This is a genomic window from Mesorhizobium sp. M0051 (assembly GCF_040323235.1).
GTDB lineage: Bacteria > Pseudomonadota > Alphaproteobacteria > Rhizobiales > Rhizobiaceae > Mesorhizobium.
The window spans coordinates 74,030-94,958 of record NZ_JAMYUT010000008.1 but is presented as its reverse complement, the minus strand read 5'-3'; the positions used below and the strand labels follow the sequence as shown (position 1 = coordinate 94,958).

Here is a 20,929-nt window from a genome sequence, read left to right as displayed (position 1 = left end):
CGCGACAACAGACTGGCAAAGGAGACGACCAATGACCAAGCAGACCGCAATGAAGACCCCGCCGATCGTTTCTAGACAGGATTGGGAAGCCGCCCGCGAACAGATGCTGGTGAAGGAGAAGGCCACGCTGCGCGCCAAGGATGCTTTGGCCGCCGAGCGCCGGCGCATGCCGTGGATGGAAGTCGACAAGGCCTATGTGTTCGAGGGGCCGAATGGCAAGGCGAGCCTGCTCGATCTGTTCGAAGGCCGTCGGCAGTTGATCGTCTACCGCGCCTTCTTCGAGCCCGGCGTGTACGGTTGGCCCGAGCATGCCTGCCGCGGTTGTTCGCTCGGCGCCGACCAGGTCGGCCACCTCGCCCATCTCAACGCCCGCAACACCACGCTCGCCTACGCCTCGCGCGCCCCGCAGGCCGACATTGCCCGGCTGAAGCAGCGGATGGGCTGGGAGATGCCCTGGTACACCATCACCGACAGTTTCGACAAAGACTTCGGTGTCGACGAATGGCACGGCCACAACGTCTTCATCCGCGATGGCGACAAGGTGTTCCGCACCTACTTCATCAACAGCCGCGGAGACGAGGCGATGGGCACCGTCTGGAGCTATCTCGACGCGACGCCGCTTGGCCGCCAGGAGATCTGGGAGGACTCGCCCGAAGGCTATCCGCAGACCCCGCTCTACTCCTGGTGGAACTGGCACGACAATTACGACGCCGGGCCCGACAAGACATGGGAACAAGTGTCGGCCGCCGGCGAAGCCGCGTTCCGGGACAAGGACGGCCAGTAAGGATCTGGCGAGAGCGCTCGGCGCATGCCCCAGCTTGGGTTCCTCGCCCCGCCAAGGCGGGGAGAGGTGGCCGCGTAGCGGCCGGAGAGGGGCTTTCGTAGGGCGCTGTCCCCCCTCTCCGTGTCGGCTCCGCCGGGCCACCTCTCCCCACTCTCGTGGGGCGAGGAACCCAAGTTCTGCCCTCGGTACGGCACAACCATCAGGGAAAAAGACCATGCTCGATATCCATATAGCCACCAGTGGAGCGATCCCCGAAAACATCAATGCGTCCACCCTCGGCATCGCCGATTGGCTATGCCTTGCCGCAGCCCCGACCTTCGCCGTCATGGCGCTGCTTACCTGCATCTTCAGCGGCGATGCGGCCATGCTGTGCATGGGCTCTTCGCCGCTCACCGGAATGGCGGCGATGTATCTCCTCATGAGCGCCTTCCATCTGGCGCCTTGGCTGCGGGTGATCTCCGGCCGGCAAGCCTGATAGGTCTATCGCGCCGCCCCGAATTTTAGACACCTCACACATCGGAGAAAGACAATAAGACTGGTCAGGCTGAGAGCGCCGGGCGGCGGGATCTCCATCGGCAGCCGGGCGGACCAGCATCGCCGCCGTGTTCACGCACTACGAATCCCGGAAGCATTTCGGCAAGGTGTGCCTCGAAGTTTGAGGCGCCAGCAACTCCGACGGCGGGACGACAGGACACCCACTATCCATCAGCAGAAGCTAATTGACAGTCCAAGAGAAACGGCGCTCACTGGCTGGTACAGGTGGATCGCAGCATCAGGCGGGCGACATCGACCGCAGGCATCACCTGAAGCAAATCCCGGGAAAAAGCGCATAGCGCTTTCCCTTGAGAATTGCGTAAAACCAGGGAGGACGCCATGCCAACCGTTATCGGCCATCACAACATCACGAAAGACAGCAAGCACTGGCTCAGTTCACCCAAGCGTAAGGAGCTTTTCGGCTCGCTTGGGATCACCAACATCCGCACTTTCGTCGATCCGCAGAACCCGAAACACGTGGCCGTGATGATGGACGTTCCGGACATGGATAAGATGGCCGCTTTGATGCAGAGTAAGGCAGCAGCCGATGCGATGGCCTATGATGGCGTAGCGCCGGAGTCGCTGGTGATCCTGGTCGAAGCGAAAGGCTAGTTGAGTCGTTCGCTCCAGGGCTTGCGGGATTTGCAACGTTGGCGGCCGCCGCGAGCTGCCGCGCTGCGGAATTGCCGGGGCGAGCGCCGATCACGCGCCGCGCTGTCCACCTGGAAGGACTTGGCGGTGGTCGGCTCCGGCCTGATATTCGAAGAGCATGGCGAGATGGAAGCGAGCGGGCTGCCGGGCGTGCTTCAATTTTTTTCCGTCAAAGGAGCGGACGCGTCCTGACGGCTCCTGTTTCCTTGCCCGGTAACAGCCTAACGCAGGTGCCTGAGCTTGTCGGCATTGCGCATCACATGGATTGCCGCAACGAAGCGCTTCAGGTCGCGATGTCATTGATCGGCAGCCAGGGCTTGGGAAGATCAACCTCCCCAAGCCCGCTGCGCAACTCGATCTCGATGTCGCGGCAGATCTGCGAGATCGGAACATCGTTGGCATTGCCCTCGAAGGGATTGGCGCTGCTTTCGCCGACCTGGTCGAGCGACATATAGGCCCAGCCCAGGAGCGTGCTGAACGGGATCGTCAGCCAGATCGCGATCGGGCCGAGCATGCCGCCCAGTTTGCCCATGTCGGCAAAGACCGGAACCACCCCGAACGGCAACAGGGTGCAAAAGATCATGACGAACATGGAACTGACGATGGCGTATTGCCTTGGATAGGGATTGTTCTTGATACGATCGCAGCGCGCCTGCTGATCATGGAAATCGCGGATCAGCTTGATAAGTTCGACATAGACCTGCGGAGGAATTTTTGCGTCCTTGAGCAACGCATTGACCTGGACCGACTGCATTTCCAAAAGCGCTATCGCCGGCTGAGGCGACTTCAGGACGTCCTCGGCCTGTTCGGCCAACAACGGACGCAGTTCCTCGGCGATCGAACTCGCATCCTCATGGATGCGGTAGCGACGCCGGTATTCGACATTGGCGGCCCGCGCCATGGATTCCCACGGCATCGGCCGGCGTAGGGCGAAGCGCAACGCCGTCATCCAGGCGATATGGCGGTAGATGAGCTGCTTTGCCGTCGGCGCATCGATGAAGTCCCTGCAGAAATTGGACCACAACCGGCTGCTCGCCGTGATTTGCGTAAAGGCCTGCAGCGCGTCACTGCTGCGGGTGAACACCTGCGAATTCTTGAACCCGGCAACGAGTGATACGGTGGTGCCGAGCACGAGCACCACCGGCCATGGCACCGAGAAGCCGGCAATCCCCGGTAGACGGTAGGCGGCGACAGCCAGCCCGCTCACGACCACCATGTAGATGACGCTGCGCCGCGACCATAGCGCGAAATCTATCAACTTGTAGGAACGGCCTACATACATCTCATGCCCCTCAAATCATGGACAGGTCTGGTTGCCGCGCGGTCGGAATCCGGCCGCTCTCACCGTCCCTTTACAGCTCCGAACCGCAACCCGTCCATCAAGAGCTTGACCAGCCGGCGCGAACGGTCGCGCCATTCCGGCGTATCGGGCGCCGAGTAGATGCCGGACAGCGCGTGCAGCACGTCGGACGCGTCGACGTCGCCGCGAATGGTGCCGTCGGCCACCGCGGCTTCGACCAGTTGCCGAAGCGCCTGCGAGACCCGGCCAGACGTGTCGGAAAACAGCGTCGAATTGGTGTTGAGCAGGATGCGCAGGCTGGTCGCCAGGCCGCGCTTGGTGGCGATGTAATCGACGAAGCGCTGCATCCACTGTTCCAGCGCCACATCGGACGGGTGTTTTTCGGCGAGCTCGCCGGCGGCCGCGCACAGCGCCTCCACCTCGCGCCGGTAGACCACTTCGACAAGGTGCTCGCGCGTCGGAAAATGTCGGTAGAGGGTCCCGATGCCGACGCCGGCCTGGCGCGCTATCTCTTCCAGCGAGGCATCGATACCGTGCTCCGCAAAGACGGCTGCCGCCACCTCGACCAGCCGGTCGCGGTTGCGCTGTGCGTCGGCGCGCAACGGCTTTGCCTCCGTGCCTTCGGCCTTCTCTTTAACGATGACGGACGGCTCCACGGCCACTTTTTTCTCCACTACCGAAATATAGGGCTTGAACCCATCCGGGTCAGCCCCCAAGTAATAAACGGAGGCACCTCCGTTTTAGTGGAGCACCTTTATCATATAATCAGGGGAACCGGTATGTCACGTCTGCAAAATGCCGAGCGTGTAATCTCCCCCCTCGAGGGGGAGATGTCGCCGAAGGCGACAGAGGGGGTCGGCTCGACTGGGCGCGACCTCCTGCGGCAGATGGAAGTTAGCGCTTTACGTCCGGCGACCCCCTCTGGCCTGCCGGCCATCTCCCCCTCAAGGGGGGAGATCACGCCCTTCGCGCCCTTGCCCTCGCCCGACCCAACACCAATTCATCCCCATCCGCGTCAAGCAACTGGAGCCAGACGCCCATGACCAAGACAACAATTCCCGTCCATCTCGATATCAACGGCCACCATCACGAGTTGCAACTCGAGCCGCGAGTCACGTTGCTCGACGCCTTGCGCGACCGGCTCGGCCTGACCGGCACCAAGAAAGGCTGCGACCACGGCCAGTGCGGCGCCTGCACCGTGCATGTCGACGGCGAGCGCGTGCTGGCCTGCCTGACGCTGGCCGCGCAAGTCGAGGGTCGCACCGTCACCACCATAGAGGGGCTTGCACGTGAGGGCGAACCGCATCCCGTGCAGGCTGCCTTCCTCGAACAGGATGCCTTCCAGTGCGGCTATTGCACGCCAGGCCAGATCATGTCGGCGGTGGCCTGCATCCGCGAGGGCCATGCCGGCTCCGATGACGAGATCCGCGAATACATGGCCGGCAATCTCTGCCGCTGCGGCGCTTATCCGCACATTGTCGCCGCCGTTCGCCAGGCTGCATTGGAGGTCGCATCATGAGGGATTTTTCCTATCTGCGCGCCGGCTCGGTCGATGCGGCAAGACAGGCGGCCGCCCTACCCGGCGCCATGCTGTTCGCGGGCGGCACCACGCTCATCGACCTCGCCAAATGCGGCGTCGCCGAGCCCGAGACACTGGTCGACATCACCCATCTCAAGGGGCTGAACGGCATCGAGCTCAGCGAGAGCGGAGCCACCATCGGCGCGCTCGCCAAGATGAGCCACGTCGCCGACCACGACGGCATCAAGAGCCGCTTCCCAGCCGTCTCGGAAGCGCTGTGGCAGGCGGCTTCCGCACAGATCCGCAACATGGCGACTATCGGCGGCAATCTGATGCAGCGCACGCGCTGTCCTTACTTCCGCGATCCGGCGAATTTCCCCGCCTGCAACAAGCGGGAACCCGGGAGCGGCTGTTCGGCCATCGGCGGTGTCACACGGGGCCATGCGGTGCTCGGCACCAGCGAAGCCTGCATCGCCATGTATCCGGGTGACCTCGCCGTGGCGCTGGTCGCCTTCGATGCGATCGTGCATCTCGGCGATCGCCAGGTCCCGGTGGACGATTTTTTCCTCTTGCCCGGAACGACGCCGAACAAGGAACACGCGATCGAACCGGGCGAGATGATCACCGCCATCGAGATCCCCGGCTCGGCCTCTGCGCGGCGTTCGACCTATCTCAAGATCCGCGATCGGCAATCCTATGAGTTCGCCGCGGCGAGTGCCGCCATCGGCATCGAGTTCGAAGCCGATGGGCGCACCATCCGTGACCTGCGCGTCGCGCTAGGCGGCGTCGCGACCAAACCTTGTCGGGCGCGAGCCGTGGAGGATGCGCTGAAGGGCAAGATGCTGGAACCAGATGCGGTTCGCGCTGCCAGCCTGCTCGCGATCGAAGGCGCCGTCGACCATGGCGCCAACCATTACAAGCTTGAACTGGCGCCGCGCGTTGTCGCGCGCGCCATCCTCAAAATGGGAGAGACGGCATGACCGTTCACAACATCAGACATGGTGATGCATCCGACGGCGCGCTGGCGGAAGTCGTCGGCGGCCGTCTGTCGCGCGTCGACGGCCCGGCCAAGATCACCGGCACAGCCAAATACGCCGTCGAGCGGCAGCTCGAAGGCCTCGCCTACGCCGTGTTGGTCGAAAGCACGATTGCCTCGGGCAAGGTGCGCGAGATCAACGCCAATGCGGCTGAAGCAGCACCCGGCGTGCTGCAAGTGCTGACGCCGGACACCATCATCAGCCTGAGGACCGCCTCGGACTGGTTCGGCACGCCGCCGCCCGACAAGCCCTATTGCCCGCTGGCGCGCGACATCACCTTTTCGGGCCAGCATGTCGCCGCTGTCGTCGCCGAAACCTTCGAGCAGGCGGTCGCCGCGGCAGCCCTCATCAAGGTCAGCTATGACGAGACGCACGCCATCGTCGACCTTAGCGACGCCAAGGCCGGCGACGGCATCCCGATCGACGCCATGACCAAGGAATGGGGCGACGCGCAAGCCGCTTTCGCCTCGGCCCCAGTGCGCATCTGCGCCGCCTACAACACGCCGCGCGAATACCAGGCGCCGATGGAGCCGCATGGCCTGATCGCCCGCTGGGAGAGCGACCGCCTCACCGTATGGGAGCCGAGCCAGTGGCTGGACGGTATGGCGCGCACCTATGCCGAATGGTTCGGCGTGCCGTTCGAGAATGTGCGCTTGGTCTCGCCCTATATTGGCGGCGGCTTCGGCTCCAAGGCACTGGCGCTCAGCCATGGCGCGGTGGCGGCATGTGCCGCCAAAATGCTCGGCCGGCCGGTGCGGCTGGTGATGACGCGGCCGCAGACCTTCACCGGTTACGGCGGCCGCGCCGCGACGCGCCAGACGGTAACGATCGGCGCCGACCGGCAAGGAAAAATCCAGTCGATCGTGCATCGCGGCGTCAATGAAACATCCATCGACGGCATGTGGGTCGAGCCGCTCGGATCGGTCACCTCGATCATGTACGCGACGCCGAATTTCTCGTCCAAGCAGAATGTCGTGCGGGTGAATTCTGTAGTGCCTGGCCCCATGCGCGCGCCGGGCGAAAACCCCTCTGCCTTCGGCATCGAAAGCGCCATAGACGAGCTCGCTTACGAGGTCGGCATCGATCCGCTGGAGATCCGGCTTAGGAACTATGCCGAACAGGATCCGGAAGCGAAAAAAGCCTGGTCGACCAGGCAGTTGCGCGAGGCCTTTGCCGCTGGCGCGGAACGCTTCGGCTGGTCCAGGCGCACGCCCGAACCGCGCTCCATGCGCGACGGCAATCAGCTGATCGGCTGGGGCGTTGCGGCGGGCACCTATCCCGTGCGGCGCGCCTATGGCGAGGCGATCGTGCGCATCCTGGCCGACGGCTCGGTCGAGGTCGAAAGCTCCTCGATCGACATGGGCCAGGGCACCTACACCATCTTGGTGCAGACCGCCGCCGAGACGGTCGGGGTGCCGGCCGACCATGTCGTGGTGAAGCTCGGCGATTCGCGCTTGCCCCGCGCCGGCGTCGCCGGCGGCTCGCGGCTGGCCGGCGTGATGACCGGTGCGGTCCATAAGGCGGCGACCTCGGCGCTCGACCAGTTGATCGGGCTGGCGATCAGCGATCCACGCTCACCCTTCCACACGCTGCAGGCCAACACTTTGGTTGTCGCCAACGGCCGTATGTCGTCGCCACGCGGCGACGGGCCTGATGTCTCGATCTCCGAGCTGCTCAAAAGCGTCGGCCGCGACCACATCGAGGCCACCGGCGACACCATGCCGGCCAATTCGACGCCAGAGGATCGCTACAAGAACTACACCACCATCGCCATGGCGTTGCCGCACACCGAAGGCGACTATTCCCGCCACTCCTGGTGCGCGCATTTCATCGAGGTGCGCGTCGATGAGGATTTCGGCACGGTGCGGGTGTCACGCGTGGTGTCGGCGCTGGATTCCGGCCGGCTCTACAACCCGAAGCTCGCCGAAAGCCAGTGGAAGGGCGGCATCATCATGGGCATCGGCCAGGCGCTGCTCGAAGAAGGCATCGTCGACCGCCGCCATGGCCGCATCGTAAACAACAACCTCGCCGATTATCTGGTGCCGACCAATGCCGACATTCCCGACATCGAGGTAATCTCGGTCGGCATCCCCGACCTGCATTCCTCGGTGCTCGGCGGCAAGGGTGTCGGTGAACTGGCCATCGTCGGCGTCGCCCCCGCGATCGCCAACGCGGTGTTTCATGCGACGGGCAAGCGGGTTCGGGATTTGCCGATCACGCTGGAGAAGCTGATCTGAGGGTGAGAGCGTGATCTCCCCCCTTGAGGGGGAGATGGCCGGCAGGCCAGAGAGGGTCGGTTCGACTGGGCTCGGCCCAATGCAGCAGATCAGGTTGGCGCTTCACGCGAGACGACCCCCTCTGTCGCCTTCGGCGACATCTCCCCCTCGAGGGGGGAGATTATCCGCTTCACCACCACTCCAACCCGAACACCAGCTTGCCGAAGTGCAAGCCGCCGGCGGCCATGTGGGCGTAGGCTTCGGCCGCTTCATTCTGTGAAAACACCTTGTCGACGACCGGGTCGATCCTGGCCGCACCGATGGCGCGGACGGCGTCGCGTAGGTCGGACACCGATCCGGTGTTGTTGCCGACCACTTTCAGCGCCTTGATGATGATCGGCAGCAGATTGATCGTGGCCTCGGCGCCGGTGACGAAGCCGATGGTGAACAGCGTGCCGCCGGGCGCGGTGGCGTTGATGGCGCGGGCAAAGGTTGCCGTGCCGCCGGTCTCGACGACGAGGTCGGCGCCGAGGCCGCCCGTCAGTTCCAGCACCTTGCCGTCCCAGTCAGGCGTCGCGCGGTAGTTGATGAGATGATCTGCGCCCAGTGCCTTCGCCCGCTCCAGCTTCTCGTCCGACGACGAGGTGATGATGACGGTGGCGCCGGCAGCTTTCGCAAGCTGCTGGGTGAAGATCGAGACGCCGCCGGTGCCGAGCAGCACGACGACCGAGCCCGGCCCGACATCGGCGGCGCGGATCGCGTTCCAGGCGGTGGTGCCGGCGATCGGCAGCGTCGACGCCGCCTCGAAGGAGAGATGCGCCGGCACCGGCACGACCGAATTTGCAGGCAGCGCGACATATTCGGCCAGCGACCCCGGCAGCGAGATGCCGCGCATCTGCCTCATCTCGTAGGGCCGCGGCCGGCCGCCGATCCAGCGGGGCTTGGCATGGGCGACGACGCGATCGCCGGCTGCGAATCCCGTAACCCCCTCGCCCAGCGCGACGATCTCGCCGGCGCCGTCGGCGACCGGGATGAGCGGAAAGCTCGGTCCGGGATAGTTGCCGCTCGCGACCGCGACATCGACGAAATTGAGGCTCGCCGCACGCTGGCGGATCAGCACCTCGCCGCGCTGCGGTTCGGGGGTGGCAATGGTGGCGGCGCGGAAGGCGTCCAGCCTGGGTTGGCTCAGCTCGATGGCTTTCATGGTTTCACTCCTGTGGGACGATTGATGGCTTGAGTGCATCTAGCTGCTGCGGTATTTCTGGATAATCCCTGCTTTTTACATTTGAGTACTGTAATCTATGCAGCAATCTCGCGAACCGTTGACCCTTGCCGAAATGGCTGCTTTCGCGGCCATCGCGGAGGCCCGTTCCTTCACCAGGGCGGCGGCGCGTGTCGGGCGCGACTCGACCATCCTGTCACGGCGCCTGCAGTCGCTGGAGGAGCGGCTCGGCGTCAGGCTGCTCCATCGCACGACGCGCAGCGTGTCGCTGACCGAGGCGGGTGCCGAATTCATGGTGCGGGTGCGCGCCATCCTCGCCTCCGTGGACGAGGCCGAGGCTGCCGCGTCGGCGCATGCCGGCGGAGGCCCACGCGGCCTGCTCAGGCTGGCGCTGCCCGGCACGTTCGGGCGCATGTGGATCGGGCCGCTGCTGCCGCAATTCCTTGCCGAGTTTCCCGATGTCCGCATCGAGGCCGAATTCTCCAACCGCTTCGCCGATCTGGTCGCCGAGAATTTTGATGTCGCCGTGCGGCTCGGCGCTCTGGAGGATTCCCGCCTGGTGGCCCGCAAGGTGGCGACACGGCGGCGACTGCTCTGCGCCGCCCCCTCCTATCTCGCCCGAAGGGGCAGGCCGGAGACCCCGCAGGGGTTGCTCGAACATTCCTGCCTGGGCTTCAGCGGTTTTCAGACCTTTCCAGCCTGGGAGATGACCAACCGCGAGGGCCGAAGCGTGCGCGTCGAGGTGTCCGGCCCGTTGGTCACCGATGATGCCGAGGTGTTGGTCGATGCCGCCGTGCAAGGCGTCGGCCTGATGATGAGCACGGACTGGCTGGTCGGCCGCGAACTCGCCGACGGACGGCTGGTGCCAATCCTGGAGGATTGGACGCTGGCCGACGAAGGCGCGATCTATGTCGTCACGCCCTCAGCCAAGGGACAAGCCGCCAAGACCCGCGCCTTTGCCGACTGGATCGGCAAGCGCTTCGCGCCGGAACCGCCCTGGCGGCGGTGAGAGTTGGCAAAGTGATTGGCCGGCAGGCAGAAGGGGGCGCCGTCCGGTGCAGGCGCAGTACCCTTGCCGCATTGCGCAACGTCGAGCAGATCGGCAGGTACGGGTGGCGTTCGAGCGCGACCAGTTCTATCCGGTCTCCTGTCCGGATCGCACCATTTGGCTAACCGGCGCCGATATGGGCGCCATCACTGAGGTGCAAGCGGCGTGCCTATGTCCGAAACGAGCTTGACGAGATCGGCTTGGCGTCTCGTGCTGGTTTTGGCGAAGATTCGGTTGAGGTGGGTCTTCAAGGTGTTTTCGCCGATGCCGAGCGCCAGCGCGCTCTTCGACGCGGACAATCCGCTGCCGATGCGCAGCAGAACCCGCGCCTCCGCGGGCGTCAGGTCGAACAGCGCGGTGAGAACGGCTTCCGGAAGTGGAGAAGAAGACGTCGTGGTCGAAACGAAGACAGCGGCACATGCCGGCCGGAAAGCCGCGCGCGCGGTTCCCTCGGTCAGCGGCAATACATAGGCGACGGCGGGCGGCTGACCGGGAGCCGAAATGGGCAGGCCTATGCCGCGGGAGCCGAGCGAAGCGTCCTCGCTCGCGGCACTGGCGATTGCCTCCAGCAGGGCGCGGGCTGTCACCAGGTTCTGCGCCTGGAGCAGGCCGTTCCTGGAAAGAATGGGGCCTTGCGCCGAAAACATTCGATCGGCCGCCCCATTGGCATGGAGGATTTTTCCGTTGGCGCCGGTAAGAACGACGGGCACAGCGAGATGGTCGAGCGCTTGGCGATAAAGGTTGGCGGTAACGCGGGCCTGATCGAGCAGGTCTCCAATCATCGAAGCGCGGCGCAGATGCGGCGAGAGCAATGCCAGGAAACGCTGTTCCTCGATTGAGATGACCTCCCTGCTGGCCCGCGTGGTGCAACCCATGAGCCCGATCCGGTCCGGCGTATGAACGAATTTGGTGATGCAGGCCTCGCGCAATCCCTGCGGTTTGGCCCAATTCTGGAAAAATGGCGTCTCCTGGAGTTCGGCTTCGCTCATATGCGACAGCGTCGCAACAGGCGTGTCGATGTCGCCGACGATCGCGGCCTTCAGTCCGGGAATTGCGTCAAAATCATAGTCCTCCTGGAGCACGCGCATTTGCACGGGATCCCAGGGCGATTGAGCCGCGAAGCGGCCACGATTGCCGGCAGTGCTGGCAAGCGCGATGGTGGTGTAGGCCGCGTCGACCGCCTCTGTGATCCGGGTCATTACCCCGGCCCACCCGTCGGGGTTCAAAACGCAATCGTAGATATCGCCGATAATCGAGGAAAGGACGTCGCTGCTCAGCCTCTCCATCATGCCTCCTGCACGCCCCGATCTCGCTTCGGAGGATTTCGCGAAGTCACACTTTTGGGTGACGCCACGCGTGGTTGAACTCGATTAAGGATATAAATTCGATCAGTTGACACCAGGCGGCCATTGTCGCTGGTTATTCTTGAAATGGAAAGCATCGCGCTCGCTATATTAGAGAACGCAAATATATCGGGTACACAATTGCCACAAAAGACGGTGTTTTCATCGGCTCAATTGCCCTCGCATCTCAGTGATCGCGATCGATTTTCCCTCTGGCAAGACATCCACCTCGCGGAGATATGGTCGGTCGAATACGGCATGTCGGACAACCTGCCTTTCGAAGCCGCGATCGAAGCCACGGCTGTCGGGTCACTGGTTCTTGGCCAGATGTCCGGAACGATCAAGCATGCAACGAGGAAGGCAAGCAATATCGCCGATGACGGCAACGACGGTTATCTCCTGCTGATCAACAAATCCGACACGCTGCTGACCGGCGCACAGGTCGGCCGCGACTATGGTGTCGGACAGGGTGAAGCGGTCCTGGTGACGGCATCGGAAGCGCTGAAAATGCACGGTTCCGACAGCAATGTGTGGACAAACGTGGTGGTCCCCCGTGCAGTCCTCACCCAGGCCTTCCCGCAGATCGACGACAGGCTGGCGTTGAAGATCGGCGCCGAGAACGAAGCTCTCGATTTTCTCAAGCGTTATTGCCAACTTCTTGAAACCGGCCGCCCTCTCGTCTCGCCCGATTTGATAGCGCACGCGACGCAGACAATCGTCGATCTGATCGGCCTGGTGACAGGCGCCAAGGGTGAGCCCGCCGAACTGGCCGGCTTGCGCGGGCTGCCAGCAGCCAGGCTGCAGGCGGTGCTGGCAAAGATTGCCGAGAATTTTTCCAACCCCGGCATCTCGGCGCAGGGCGTCGCGCAAGAACTCGGCCTGTCCGCGCGCTATGTTCAAGATCTCCTGCAGGAGACCGGCATCAGCTTTTCCGAGCGCATTCTCGAACTTCGCCTGCAGCGCGCTCATAAGCTGCTTTCGCAGAGACAGAATAGCGAGATGCGCGTCAGCGAAATCGCCATGATCAGTGGCTTCAGCGATGTGTCGTATTTCAACCGCTGCTTTCGCCGCCGCTTCGGCTACACGCCAACGAGCGCCAGGTAGAATCCGGATACCGGAAACACGACGCGATTTCCGAATCCCTCTCCGTCAAAAGCCGAGATCCCGCGGCGATCGATGGCGCCAAACTGCCACAGTGCGCGGAAAAAGCACGGCACTTCGCTCCAGTCCAATTCCATTGCGGTCCTGCCCAAGACAACAGCTGGGCTCCAATGACATGTCAGCCTCAGGGTGAAACGACTATCATGTCAGGGGTTTGGATGCCGCAGAACACATTTGGAGGCCGCAAGGCAAAGGCGTTGAAGTATCTGGCGCTGACGTCGACCGCTCTGGTCGGTCTTGGCCAGCCAATCGCCGCCACCGCCGCCGATATCTGGTTCGGCACCACCTCCACGGATTGGTTTACGGCCGGAAACTGGAGCGCTGGGTCGGTGCCGACGGCGGCCGATATTGTATATATCAGCACAACGACACCGAATCCGACTGCTATCAACGCTGGCAGCGCTTTTGCGGACGATATTTACCTTGGCTTTACAGGTTCTTCGGACGGCAGCCTTGTCATTTCGAACGGTACGTTGACGAGCGGCCGAGCATTCTTATCCTGGGGGGATAACTCGACTTCTGACGTCACCGTAAATGCGGGTTCCTCGTGGACCAGCAGCAGCAGTCTGGTGGTTGGTAGTTTCGGGCTGGCTACGCTCGATATCCTCAATGGCGGTGTCGTGACGGATGTTGTTGGTATTGTTGCCGGCGGCAGCAACGCTCAAGGAGTCGTAAAGATCGACGGCGCCGGCTCGATGTGGCTTAACAGTGATAGCCTCACGGTCGGCGGTTCCGGCGTTGGCGCGGTAACGGTTTCCAACGGCGGCAAGGTCAGCAGCGACAGCGCCTATATTGGCCGATATTCAGGTTCGACCGGCTCGGTGACGATCGATGATGCGACCTGGACAAACAATGGAGCGCTCTATGTCGGCCATGATGGCGACGGCGAGCTGGTAATCAAGAACGGCGGTGTGGTTAGCAATGCTGATGGCATAATGGGCTACAGCACCGATTCAAACAGCCAGGTGATAGTCGCTGGCGCCGGCTCGACCTGGGCCAATAGCGGGTCCTTGACCGTCGGCGATTCCGGCAAAGGCTTTCTTGTGATCGACCAAGGCGGCGCGGTCAGCGATGACTTGGCCCATGTCGGCAACGCGGTGGGCTCGACCGGCATTGTGTTCGTCGACGGTGCCGGCTCGACCTGGACCAACAGTTCCGCCCTGTTCGTCGGCGAGCAGGGCACCGGCGCTCTGGCGATCACCAATGGCGGCGCGGTCAACAGTGATCTGGGCTTCGTTGGCTATGGTGTGGATTCCGTCGGCACGGTGGCGGTCGATGGCGCGGGTTCGAAGTGGACGAACAGTTCGGATCTGTTCGTAGGCGGTGGTGGCACGGGCAAGCTGACGATTTCGAATGGCGGTGCGGTCAGCAGCGCCAAGGGCTATGTGGGCTACAACTCGACCGGCACGGTGACGGTCGATGGTGCCGGATCGAAGTGGACGAACAGTTCGGATCTGTTCATTGGCGGTTTCGATACAGGTAGCCTGACGATCTCGAACGGCGGCACGGCCAGCAATGGCGGGGGCTATCTTGGCTACGCTGCCGACTCGGCCGGCACGGTGGCGGTCGGCGGTGCGGGATCGAAGTGGACGAACAGCGGCGACCTCTATGTCGGAGGTTTTGGCACGGGCGCGCTGACGATCTCGAACGGCGGCGCGGTCAGCAATGGCTCGGGTTTCGTTGGCTACACGGCGGACTCGGCCGGCACGGTGTTCGTCGACGGTGCCGGCTCGACCTGGACCAATAGCGGCGATCTGTATATTGGTAAGGGCGGCGCCGGCACGCTCCATGTCTCAAACGGCGGTGCTGTGTCTGACGTCAATGGACTTGTTGCGGTTGATACAGATTCCTCAGGCGCGGTAACTGTGGATGGCCCGGGATCGACCTGGACCAACAGCGGCTATCTTGAGGTAGACGGCAATGGCACCCTCGCCATTACCCAAGGCGGCACGGTCACCAGCAGCAGCGGCAGTGTCGGCAGTGGTCCGGGAACGACCGGCACGGCCACCATTGATGGCGTCGGCTCGAATTGGACCGTCGCCAGCAGTTTGATCTTGGGAGTGGCCGGAGACGGTGTCCTTGCCATCAGCAATGGCGGCCTGGTGTCCGATGTCAACGGGCTTGTCGGATACTACGGTGGGTCCAGCGCATTGGCAACAGTCGACGGTTCTGGGTCCAAGTGGTTAAACAGCGGCGATTTATCGGTTTTAAGCGTCGGCACGGTGTCCGTCACCAATGGCGGCGAGATCACCGACACCAATGGCAAGATTGGGACAAATGGCGGTGATATCGGGACTGTCAAGGTTGATGGCACGGGGTCGAAGTGGACGAACGGTGCGGACCTTTACGTCGGCATCGACGGCGCTGGCACCCTGACCGTCGCCAATGATGGTGCGGTTACGGTTGCCGGAAACTTGCTCATCGCTGATCAGGCCGGGTCCACCGGCACAGTGAACATTGGCGGCGCGGCAGGCGCCGCGGCGACGGGCGCCGGTGTCCTCGGCTCGGCCACGTTCCAGTTCGGCCTCGGCACCGGTGCGCTCAATTTCAACCATACCAATACAAATTATGCGTTCGATGCCGGCATCAGCGGGCTGGGGACGATCAACCAGATCGCCGGCAATACCAACCTGACAGGCAATTCGAGCGGCTTCACCGGCGCCACCAATGTGAGCGGCGGACGGCTGGCCGTGAACGGATCGCTGGCGAGTTCGCTTGTGACCATCACCGGCGGCATGCTGGGCGGCAACGGCACGGTGGGCGGCATCGTGGCACAGTCGGGCGGCATCATCGCACCGGGCAATTCGATCGGCACGCTCAATGTCGCGGGCAATGTCGACCAGGCGGCGGGCTCGATCTACCTGGTCGAACTGACCTCGACCGGCACGTCCGACTTCCTCCATGCGGCGGGCGCCGCAACGATCGACAGCGGCGCGCTGATCGACGTGGTCAAACTCGACGGCGCACCCTATGTGGGGGGCACGCATTACACGGTGCTGCAAGCCGATGGCGGCGTCACCGGGACATATACGTTTGGCGGCAACACCGGGACGGCTTTCCTCGGCCTGGTCGACAGCTACGACGCCAACCACGTCTACCTCGATGTCGTCCAGAAGACCTTCGCCTCGGTCGGCCTGACGCCCAACCAGATCGCCACCGGCACCGGCGCCGAAAGCCTTGGCAGCGGCAATCCGCTGTTTGATGCTATCTTTGCCTTGCCGAGCGAAGCCGCCGCGCAAGATGCCTTCGACCAGCTCTCCGGCGAGATCCATGCCTCGGCCAAGGGCATGTTGCTGGAGGACAGCCGTTTCATCCGCGACGCCGCCACCAGCCGCATCAGCGCCGCCTTCGGCGATGCCGGCAGCACTCCTGCCCTGCCCGTCATGGCCTATGGCGAAGGCGGGCCTGAAATGGTCGCCGCCGACACCGACCGTTTCGCCGTCTGGGGCCAGGCTTTTGGTTCCTGGGGCAATACCGACAGCGACGGCAACGCCGCCGCCTTCGACCGCTCGACGGGCGGCCTGCTGGCCGGCGCCGACACCCAGCTCGGCACCTGGCGCGTCGGCCTGCTCGGCGGCTACAGCCATTCGTCCTTCGACGCCGATGACCGCAATTCATCGGGCAAGAACGACAGCTATCATCTCGGCCTCTATGGCGGCACCGATTTGGGCGCCATCGCCTTCCGCACCGGTGCGGCCTACAGCTGGAACAGCCTCTCGACAAAACGCGCCGTCGCTTTCAATGGTTTCGCGGACGGGCTGTCGGCCGACTACGATGCCGGCACGGCGCAAGCGTTCGGCGAACTCGCCTACAAGGCCGATGCCGGGCACTTCAAGTTCGAACCTTTCGCCAACCTCGCCTATGTCAGCGTGCACACCGACGGCTTTACCGAAACCGGCGGTGCGGCGGCGCTGACCAGTGCCGGCTCAACCACCGATGCAACCTTCACAACGCTCGGCCTGCGTGCTTCCACCGATTTGGGCCTCGGCGAGATCAAGGCCACGGCGCGCGGCATGCTCGGCTGGCGCCATGCCTTTGGTGATGACATCCCGACCTCAAGCTTCGCCTTCGCCGGCGGCGATCTCTTCACCATCGCCGGCGTGCCTGTCGCCAGGGACGCAGCAGTGGTCGAGGCTGGCCTCGACCTGAACATGTCGGCCAATGCCACGCTGAAGCTCTCCTACACCGGACAGTTCGGCGGCGGCACGGTCGATCAGGGTGCGAAGGTCAATCTCGGCTTGAGGTTCTGACCGACGCGAAGGATGGGGGCAATTCTCGAACGGCGGAGGCGCCGGAGAAGCACTCGCGGCATGAGCCTTTACGGTCCGTCGCCCCTACTCCGGCGACGGCACCGGCGGCTGCGATGTAAGCGCAGTACCGAAAGCCGCGGCAATGACGGCTGCGATCCCGGCGCATTGCGTGGTGGTCAGGCTCTCGTGCAGGAACAGGAAGCCGGCCAGCGCGCCCAGCCCCGGCTCCAGGCAGGTCAGCGTGCCATAGATGCGGGCCGGCATTCGAGTCAGCGCCACCATTTCCAGAAAGAACGGCAATGCGCTGGAAAACAGGCCGACGAGCAAGGCACTGCCCAGGATCGATGGCGCGAGCAGCGCGGTTCCCGCTTGCGCCGCGCCGAAGGGCAGCACAAGCACGGCGGCGATCGCCATTCCGTAGGCCGTGGTGCGGGTGCCGAGCTCCGCGCCCGCCTTCTGGGCGAGCACGATATAGAGGGCCCAGAATCCGCCCGCCGCCAGCGCCAGCATCACTCCGGTCGGGTCGAGCGGTGCGAGTGAATGAACGAACGGCGACAACAGCACGATGCCGGCCACCGCCAGCACGATCCAGGCAAAGTCGCTGGCGCGCCGCGACGCCAGCGTGGCCACCAGCAGCGGTCCGGAAAATTCCAGCGCTACCGCTATGCCGAGCGGGATGGTGGCGAGCGCGGCATAGAACAGAAGGTTGAGCGCACACAGCGTCACGCCATAGGCGACCAACCACGGCATGGTGGCGCGCGAGGGCCACATTTGCCAGGGCCGCAGCACCGCGATCAGCATCAGCGCGCCCACGACGAGCCGCAGCGTCGTCGTGCCCTGCGCGCCGATCAGCGGGAACAAGCCCTTGGCGAAGGTGGCGCCAATCTGGATCGACACCATGGCGCCCATCAGCGCCGCGATGGGCAGGGACGCCGCCTCGCGACGGGCAATTGACGTCGATGTCATTTGGTTCGTCCTCCCTGCCGCCCGTCGCAAACTCGCCTAACGGAACAGGAAATACGGGGAACCGGCCCGCCTGTCGTGAGGCAGCGCCGGCGGCTTGATGGGGCAGGACAGCGGATCGTTCGGGCTGGAGCAGACGGTGGTGTTTGAGGGGGTGTGAGATAGGGCCGCAATTGCCAAGGCGCGGCCCGCTTCACACAGGCAGGCGAGCCATCGTCGCTGAAATACGGCGGACGGGCCGTGCAACCAACCGATTAAAATGGCAACCATGCTGCAGCGCGCAAGCCGCGCAAGCAAGCTGAATTGCTGGAAAAAGTCGCCGAAACGTGGGTATCTGGCCGTTTTGTCGATGATCTGGCGCCTACTCACCGAAGTGTTTCAGCTGGGTAAATTTTTTGTGTTGCGCTGCACAATGGCATAGCCGATCCATCTCCTGGGGGACTTTTTGCGACTGGACACAGGCCGTGGAGGAACCGCCAGCTTGGCCAACTTGAGTTGTCCCTACCTCGATTTCGAGCCCGGCCGGGCCGGAGTTGCAAAGCGTGGGATCGGCGATGCCGGCACCCTGCCGATCGAGCCGACCAGCAGTCGGCTTCATCGCGGACATCGCGCCGGCGGAAGCCGCCGATGAGAAACGCCCGCGACATCCAGCTCGATGCACTCAGGGCCGTCGCCGTGACGATGGTCATGTATTCCCATTTCTTCGCGGCGGGAGGATCTTCATTTTGGGGCCATATCGGCGTGCGGCTGTTCTTCGTGCTGAGCGGCTTCCTGATCACGCGCCTGCTCCTGGAAGCGCGTTCGGCCGCCGAATTCGAGACCGGCCCCGCGCTGCGCTCCTTCTACATCAGGCGCGCGCTGCGGATATTCCCGCCCTATTTTGCAGTCCTGGGTTTCGTCTGGCTGGTCGACCTGGACCAGTCCAGAGGATCGCTGGTCTGGCACGCGCTTTATCTGTCGAATTTCTGGTATGCGCTGCGCAATGACTGGACACCCTGGGTGCTGTGCCATTTTTGGAGCCTGAGCATCGAGGAGCAGTTCTACCTTGCCTGGCCACTGGTCGTCCTGCTCGCCCCACGCAGGCGCTTCGAGACGATCTGTATCGGCGTCATCGCGCTGTCGCTGGCCTATCGCTTCTACTGGCCGGTCACCGCCACTCCAGCGCTGGCACGCGACCTGCTGCCGCCGGCATCCATGGATGCGCTGGCGTCGGGGGCGCTGCTTGCCTGCTGGCGGTCCAGGGGCGCCGGCCTGCCGCAATGGATGCGACTGGGCTGGCCTGCCTTCGCGGCGGCATTCCTGATGATCGAGTGGTTTGTCCCGGCGCCTGCCGATCCGATGCTGGAATGGGCCCATTGGCTGGTGCGGCAAGTCCTGCCCCTGGTGCCACTGATGGCCATTGTCGCCGCCTGTTCGCGCGGCCTTGGCGGCCGCCTCGGCAAGCTTGCCGAATTGCCGCCGCTGCTCGGCCTAGGCCGTATCAGCTACGGCGTCTATCTCTATCACCCGATCTTGCTGTCGCTCGCCGTCAAGTCGCAGCCCTGGATTCCGCTCAATGTCTCGGAGCACGGGCCAGGGCGCTTCGTGGTAGCGAGTGCCGCCACGATCGTCGTGGCCTGGATTTCCTGGGTGGTTTTCGAAAGGCCGCTCAACAGCCTGAAGCACCACTTCCCCTACGTCGCGCGCGCTCGTGCCGCGCAGGCCGGCCATACCGGCTGGCTCGCGATCGCGCCCGGCGGATCGCCCGATGGCCGCCAATCGCTCGACATCCAGCGAACGGATGTGACGCGATGACCGCCGCGCCGCTCGTCTCCGTGCTGCTGCCGGTCTACAATGCCGGGCCCTATCTCGCCGCCGCGCTGGGAAGCATCCTGCGGCAGGATTACGGCCGCCTGGAGATCGTCGCGATCGATGACGGGTCGACCGACAATTCCCTCGAGATCCTCGAGCGATACCAGAAGGCCGACAGCCGCATCTCGATCATCTCGCGCGAAAACCGTGGCCTCGTCGCGACGCTCAACGAAGGGCTGGCGCTCGCCCGGGGCGAATTGGTCGCGCGGATGGACGCCGACGATGTCGCCTATCCCTGGCGCTTGTCGCGCCAGGTGGCGCTGTTTGAGCGGCGGCCCGAACTCGGCTTCTGCGGCGCCGGCGTCGACATGTTGATCCGCGGCCGCATCGCCAGGGGCAAGCCCGATCCGGTGTTCCAGCTCGGCCGCATCCCTATACTGGCAAAGTTCTTCACGATCTTCATGCATCCGACGGTCGTCTACAACAGGGAGGTCATCGACGACGATGATCTCCACTACGACCAGGCCTACAGGCACGCCGAGGATTTCGATCTTTTCAGGCGGCTGGCCGGCCGTTACCCAGCGGCCATGATGCCCGAGAACCTGCTCATCTACCGCGTCCATCAGGAAAGCGTGACCAGCCGGCACATCAATGAGATGCGCAGGACGCATTTGCGGATCGTCGCCGAGAACCTGGAGCGCGAGGGCCTCGCGGAAGCAACGCAGGACTTGCGCGACATCGGCGATGCCGTCAGCCACGATACGGTTGCCCGTGCGGCCAACTTCATCCTCCAGCTGGAGGAGGAGATTTGCTCCCTGCCCGCCGCGACCCGGCCAAGCTTCGAGGCCGGCGCGCTCAACCTGTTCTATTTTCTCTACCAGCTCGTCGCCGACGAAAAGCAGCCCCCGCTGACGCACGAATTGCTGACGCGGACCGCGAAGTGGAACGTCATCCGGCGCCGCGAGCAATATGCGCTGCGTCCCGGCACCTGGGCGCCCTGGCTCAGCCTTGCTTCGCTGTCGGCCAGCAGGCAGGCAGACGCCTTGGCATACTTCTTCAAATCCGCTCCTGCTGCTGCGGTTTTGGCACCTTATCGGTTGAGTTAGAGGA

General features: G+C 63.8%; 17 protein-coding genes. 12 read left to right on the top strand and 5 right to left on the bottom strand.

Translation table 11 applies throughout. The annotated features are described in order from the left end of the window. The first annotated feature begins 31 nt into the window (after positions 1 to 31). The 4 genes from NKJ90_RS10600 (at position 32) to NKJ90_RS10585 (ending at position 2,161) form a co-directional block, all read left to right on the top strand. Positions 32 to 784, top strand: a complete 753-nt coding sequence (locus tag NKJ90_RS10600; protein WP_023763194.1) for a DUF899 domain-containing protein — start codon at positions 32 to 34, stop codon at positions 782 to 784. Positions 785 to 998: 214 nt separating this feature from the next. After that, the gene (locus NKJ90_RS10595) at positions 999 to 1,259 is read left to right on the top strand and encodes a hypothetical protein (RefSeq protein ID WP_023763193.1); all 261 of its coding nucleotides are present in this window, start codon (positions 999 to 1,001) and stop codon (positions 1,257 to 1,259) included. Positions 1,260 to 1,657: 398 nt separating this feature from the next. Next, the gene (locus tag NKJ90_RS10590) at positions 1,658 to 1,930 is read left to right on the top strand and encodes a hypothetical protein (protein ID WP_023763192.1); all 273 of its coding nucleotides are present in this window, start codon (positions 1,658 to 1,660) and stop codon (positions 1,928 to 1,930) included. Further along, the gene (locus NKJ90_RS10585; protein WP_023763191.1) at positions 1,931 to 2,161 is read left to right on the top strand and encodes a hypothetical protein; all 231 of its coding nucleotides are present in this window, start codon (positions 1,931 to 1,933) and stop codon (positions 2,159 to 2,161) included. Between the two features lie 91 nt (positions 2,162 to 2,252). Here the strand turns inward: NKJ90_RS10585 and NKJ90_RS10580 are convergent, their stop codons facing one another. Further along, on the bottom strand, positions 2,253 to 3,251 hold the full coding sequence (locus NKJ90_RS10580; RefSeq protein ID WP_352486089.1) for a bestrophin family protein: 999 nt from the start codon (positions 3,249 to 3,251) through the stop codon (positions 2,253 to 2,255). Between the two features lie 59 nt (positions 3,252 to 3,310). Further along, positions 3,311 to 3,931, bottom strand: a complete 621-nt coding sequence (locus NKJ90_RS10575; RefSeq protein ID WP_032908212.1) for a TetR/AcrR family transcriptional regulator — start codon at positions 3,929 to 3,931, stop codon at positions 3,311 to 3,313. Positions 3,932 to 4,308: 377 nt separating this feature from the next. Here NKJ90_RS10575 and NKJ90_RS10570 point away from each other — a divergent pair, with 377 nt between their 5' ends. From NKJ90_RS10570 to NKJ90_RS10560, 3 genes are read left to right on the top strand one after another with little or no spacing between them, the layout of a single operon-like run. Continuing rightward, positions 4,309 to 4,788 (top strand): (2Fe-2S)-binding protein, encoded by a 480-nt coding sequence (locus NKJ90_RS10570; protein ID WP_023760152.1) that lies wholly within the window; start codon positions 4,309 to 4,311, stop codon positions 4,786 to 4,788. Beyond that, positions 4,785 to 5,768: an FAD binding domain-containing protein gene (locus NKJ90_RS10565; RefSeq protein ID WP_352486088.1), complete on the top strand. Its 984-nt coding sequence runs from the start codon at positions 4,785 to 4,787 to the stop codon at positions 5,766 to 5,768. Before NKJ90_RS10570 ends, NKJ90_RS10565 begins: the two co-directional genes overlap by 4 nt. Next, positions 5,765 to 8,062, top strand: a complete 2,298-nt coding sequence (locus NKJ90_RS10560; protein WP_023760150.1) for a xanthine dehydrogenase family protein molybdopterin-binding subunit — start codon at positions 5,765 to 5,767, stop codon at positions 8,060 to 8,062. The genes NKJ90_RS10565 and NKJ90_RS10560 overlap by 4 nt, the downstream gene beginning before the upstream one ends. A gap of 169 nt (positions 8,063 to 8,231) precedes the next feature. Here the strand turns inward: NKJ90_RS10560 and NKJ90_RS10555 are convergent, their stop codons facing one another. Beyond that, the gene (locus tag NKJ90_RS10555) at positions 8,232 to 9,245 is read right to left on the bottom strand and encodes a zinc-dependent alcohol dehydrogenase family protein (protein ID WP_023760149.1); all 1,014 of its coding nucleotides are present in this window, start codon (positions 9,243 to 9,245) and stop codon (positions 8,232 to 8,234) included. Positions 9,246 to 9,342: 97 nt separating this feature from the next. Here NKJ90_RS10555 and NKJ90_RS10550 point away from each other — a divergent pair, with 97 nt between their 5' ends. Beyond that, positions 9,343 to 10,272 (top strand): LysR family transcriptional regulator, encoded by a 930-nt coding sequence (locus NKJ90_RS10550; protein WP_023760148.1) that lies wholly within the window; start codon positions 9,343 to 9,345, stop codon positions 10,270 to 10,272. 185 nt (positions 10,273 to 10,457) lie between these two features. Here the strand turns inward: NKJ90_RS10550 and NKJ90_RS10545 are convergent, their stop codons facing one another. Further along, on the bottom strand, positions 10,458 to 11,597 hold the full coding sequence (locus NKJ90_RS10545; protein ID WP_031260487.1) for a LuxR family transcriptional regulator: 1,140 nt from the start codon (positions 11,595 to 11,597) through the stop codon (positions 10,458 to 10,460). Positions 11,598 to 11,912: 315 nt separating this feature from the next. Here NKJ90_RS10545 and NKJ90_RS10540 point away from each other — a divergent pair, with 315 nt between their 5' ends. Both NKJ90_RS10540 and NKJ90_RS10535 read left to right on the top strand, forming a co-directional pair. Further along, on the top strand, positions 11,913 to 12,758 hold the full coding sequence (locus NKJ90_RS10540) for an AraC family transcriptional regulator (protein WP_245266687.1): 846 nt from the start codon (positions 11,913 to 11,915) through the stop codon (positions 12,756 to 12,758). Positions 12,759 to 12,973: 215 nt separating this feature from the next. Then, positions 12,974 to 17,065, top strand: a complete 4,092-nt coding sequence (locus tag NKJ90_RS10535; protein WP_023760144.1) for an autotransporter outer membrane beta-barrel domain-containing protein — start codon at positions 12,974 to 12,976, stop codon at positions 17,063 to 17,065. An 84-nt stretch (positions 17,066 to 17,149) separates the two neighbouring features. On the opposite strand, the gene NKJ90_RS10530 is transcribed toward NKJ90_RS10535, so the two are convergent. Further along, a complete protein-coding gene (locus NKJ90_RS10530; protein WP_023760143.1) occupies positions 17,150 to 18,031 on the bottom strand; it encodes an EamA family transporter in 882 nt (293 codons plus the stop codon). 624 nt (positions 18,032 to 18,655) lie between these two features. On the opposite strand from NKJ90_RS10530, the gene NKJ90_RS10525 reads away from it, so the two are divergent. Continuing rightward, positions 18,656 to 19,822, top strand: coding sequence for an acyltransferase family protein (locus NKJ90_RS10525; protein WP_023760141.1), 1,167 nt, complete (start codon positions 18,656 to 18,658; stop codon positions 19,820 to 19,822). After that, positions 19,819 to 20,925, top strand: a complete 1,107-nt coding sequence (locus tag NKJ90_RS10520; RefSeq protein ID WP_352486087.1) for a glycosyltransferase family 2 protein — start codon at positions 19,819 to 19,821, stop codon at positions 20,923 to 20,925. The genes NKJ90_RS10525 and NKJ90_RS10520 overlap by 4 nt, the downstream gene beginning before the upstream one ends. The last annotated feature ends 4 nt before the right edge of the window (positions 20,926 to 20,929 follow it).

Excerpts from the sequence above, each read along its gene's own strand:
- NKJ90_RS10600 (WP_023763194.1), top strand. The coding sequence starts at position 32 with ATGACCAAGCAGACCGCAATGAAGACCCCGCCGATCGTTTCTAGACAG.
- NKJ90_RS10595 (WP_023763193.1), top strand. The coding sequence starts at position 999 with ATGCTCGATATCCATATAGCCACCAGTGGAGCGATCCCCGAAAACATC.
- NKJ90_RS10590 (WP_023763192.1), top strand. The coding sequence starts at position 1,658 with ATGCCAACCGTTATCGGCCATCACAACATCACGAAAGACAGCAAGCAC.
- NKJ90_RS10580 (WP_352486089.1), bottom strand. The coding sequence starts at position 3,251 with ATGTATGTAGGCCGTTCCTACAAGTTGATAGATTTCGCGCTATGGTCG.
- NKJ90_RS10570 (WP_023760152.1), top strand. The coding sequence starts at position 4,309 with ATGACCAAGACAACAATTCCCGTCCATCTCGATATCAACGGCCACCAT.
- NKJ90_RS10565 (WP_352486088.1), top strand. The coding sequence starts at position 4,785 with ATGAGGGATTTTTCCTATCTGCGCGCCGGCTCGGTCGATGCGGCAAGA.
- NKJ90_RS10560 (WP_023760150.1), top strand. The coding sequence starts at position 5,765 with ATGACCGTTCACAACATCAGACATGGTGATGCATCCGACGGCGCGCTG.
- NKJ90_RS10555 (WP_023760149.1), bottom strand. The coding sequence starts at position 9,245 with ATGAAAGCCATCGAGCTGAGCCAACCCAGGCTGGACGCCTTCCGCGCC.
- NKJ90_RS10550 (WP_023760148.1), top strand. The coding sequence starts at position 9,343 with ATGCAGCAATCTCGCGAACCGTTGACCCTTGCCGAAATGGCTGCTTTC.
- NKJ90_RS10545 (WP_031260487.1), bottom strand. The coding sequence starts at position 11,597 with ATGGAGAGGCTGAGCAGCGACGTCCTTTCCTCGATTATCGGCGATATC.
- NKJ90_RS10540 (WP_245266687.1), top strand. The coding sequence starts at position 11,913 with ATGTCGGACAACCTGCCTTTCGAAGCCGCGATCGAAGCCACGGCTGTC.
- NKJ90_RS10535 (WP_023760144.1), top strand. The coding sequence starts at position 12,974 with ATGCCGCAGAACACATTTGGAGGCCGCAAGGCAAAGGCGTTGAAGTAT.
- NKJ90_RS10530 (WP_023760143.1), bottom strand. The coding sequence starts at position 18,031 with ATGACATCGACGTCAATTGCCCGTCGCGAGGCGGCGTCCCTGCCCATC.
- NKJ90_RS10525 (WP_023760141.1), top strand. The coding sequence starts at position 18,656 with ATGAGAAACGCCCGCGACATCCAGCTCGATGCACTCAGGGCCGTCGCC.
- NKJ90_RS10520 (WP_352486087.1), top strand. The coding sequence starts at position 19,819 with ATGACCGCCGCGCCGCTCGTCTCCGTGCTGCTGCCGGTCTACAATGCC.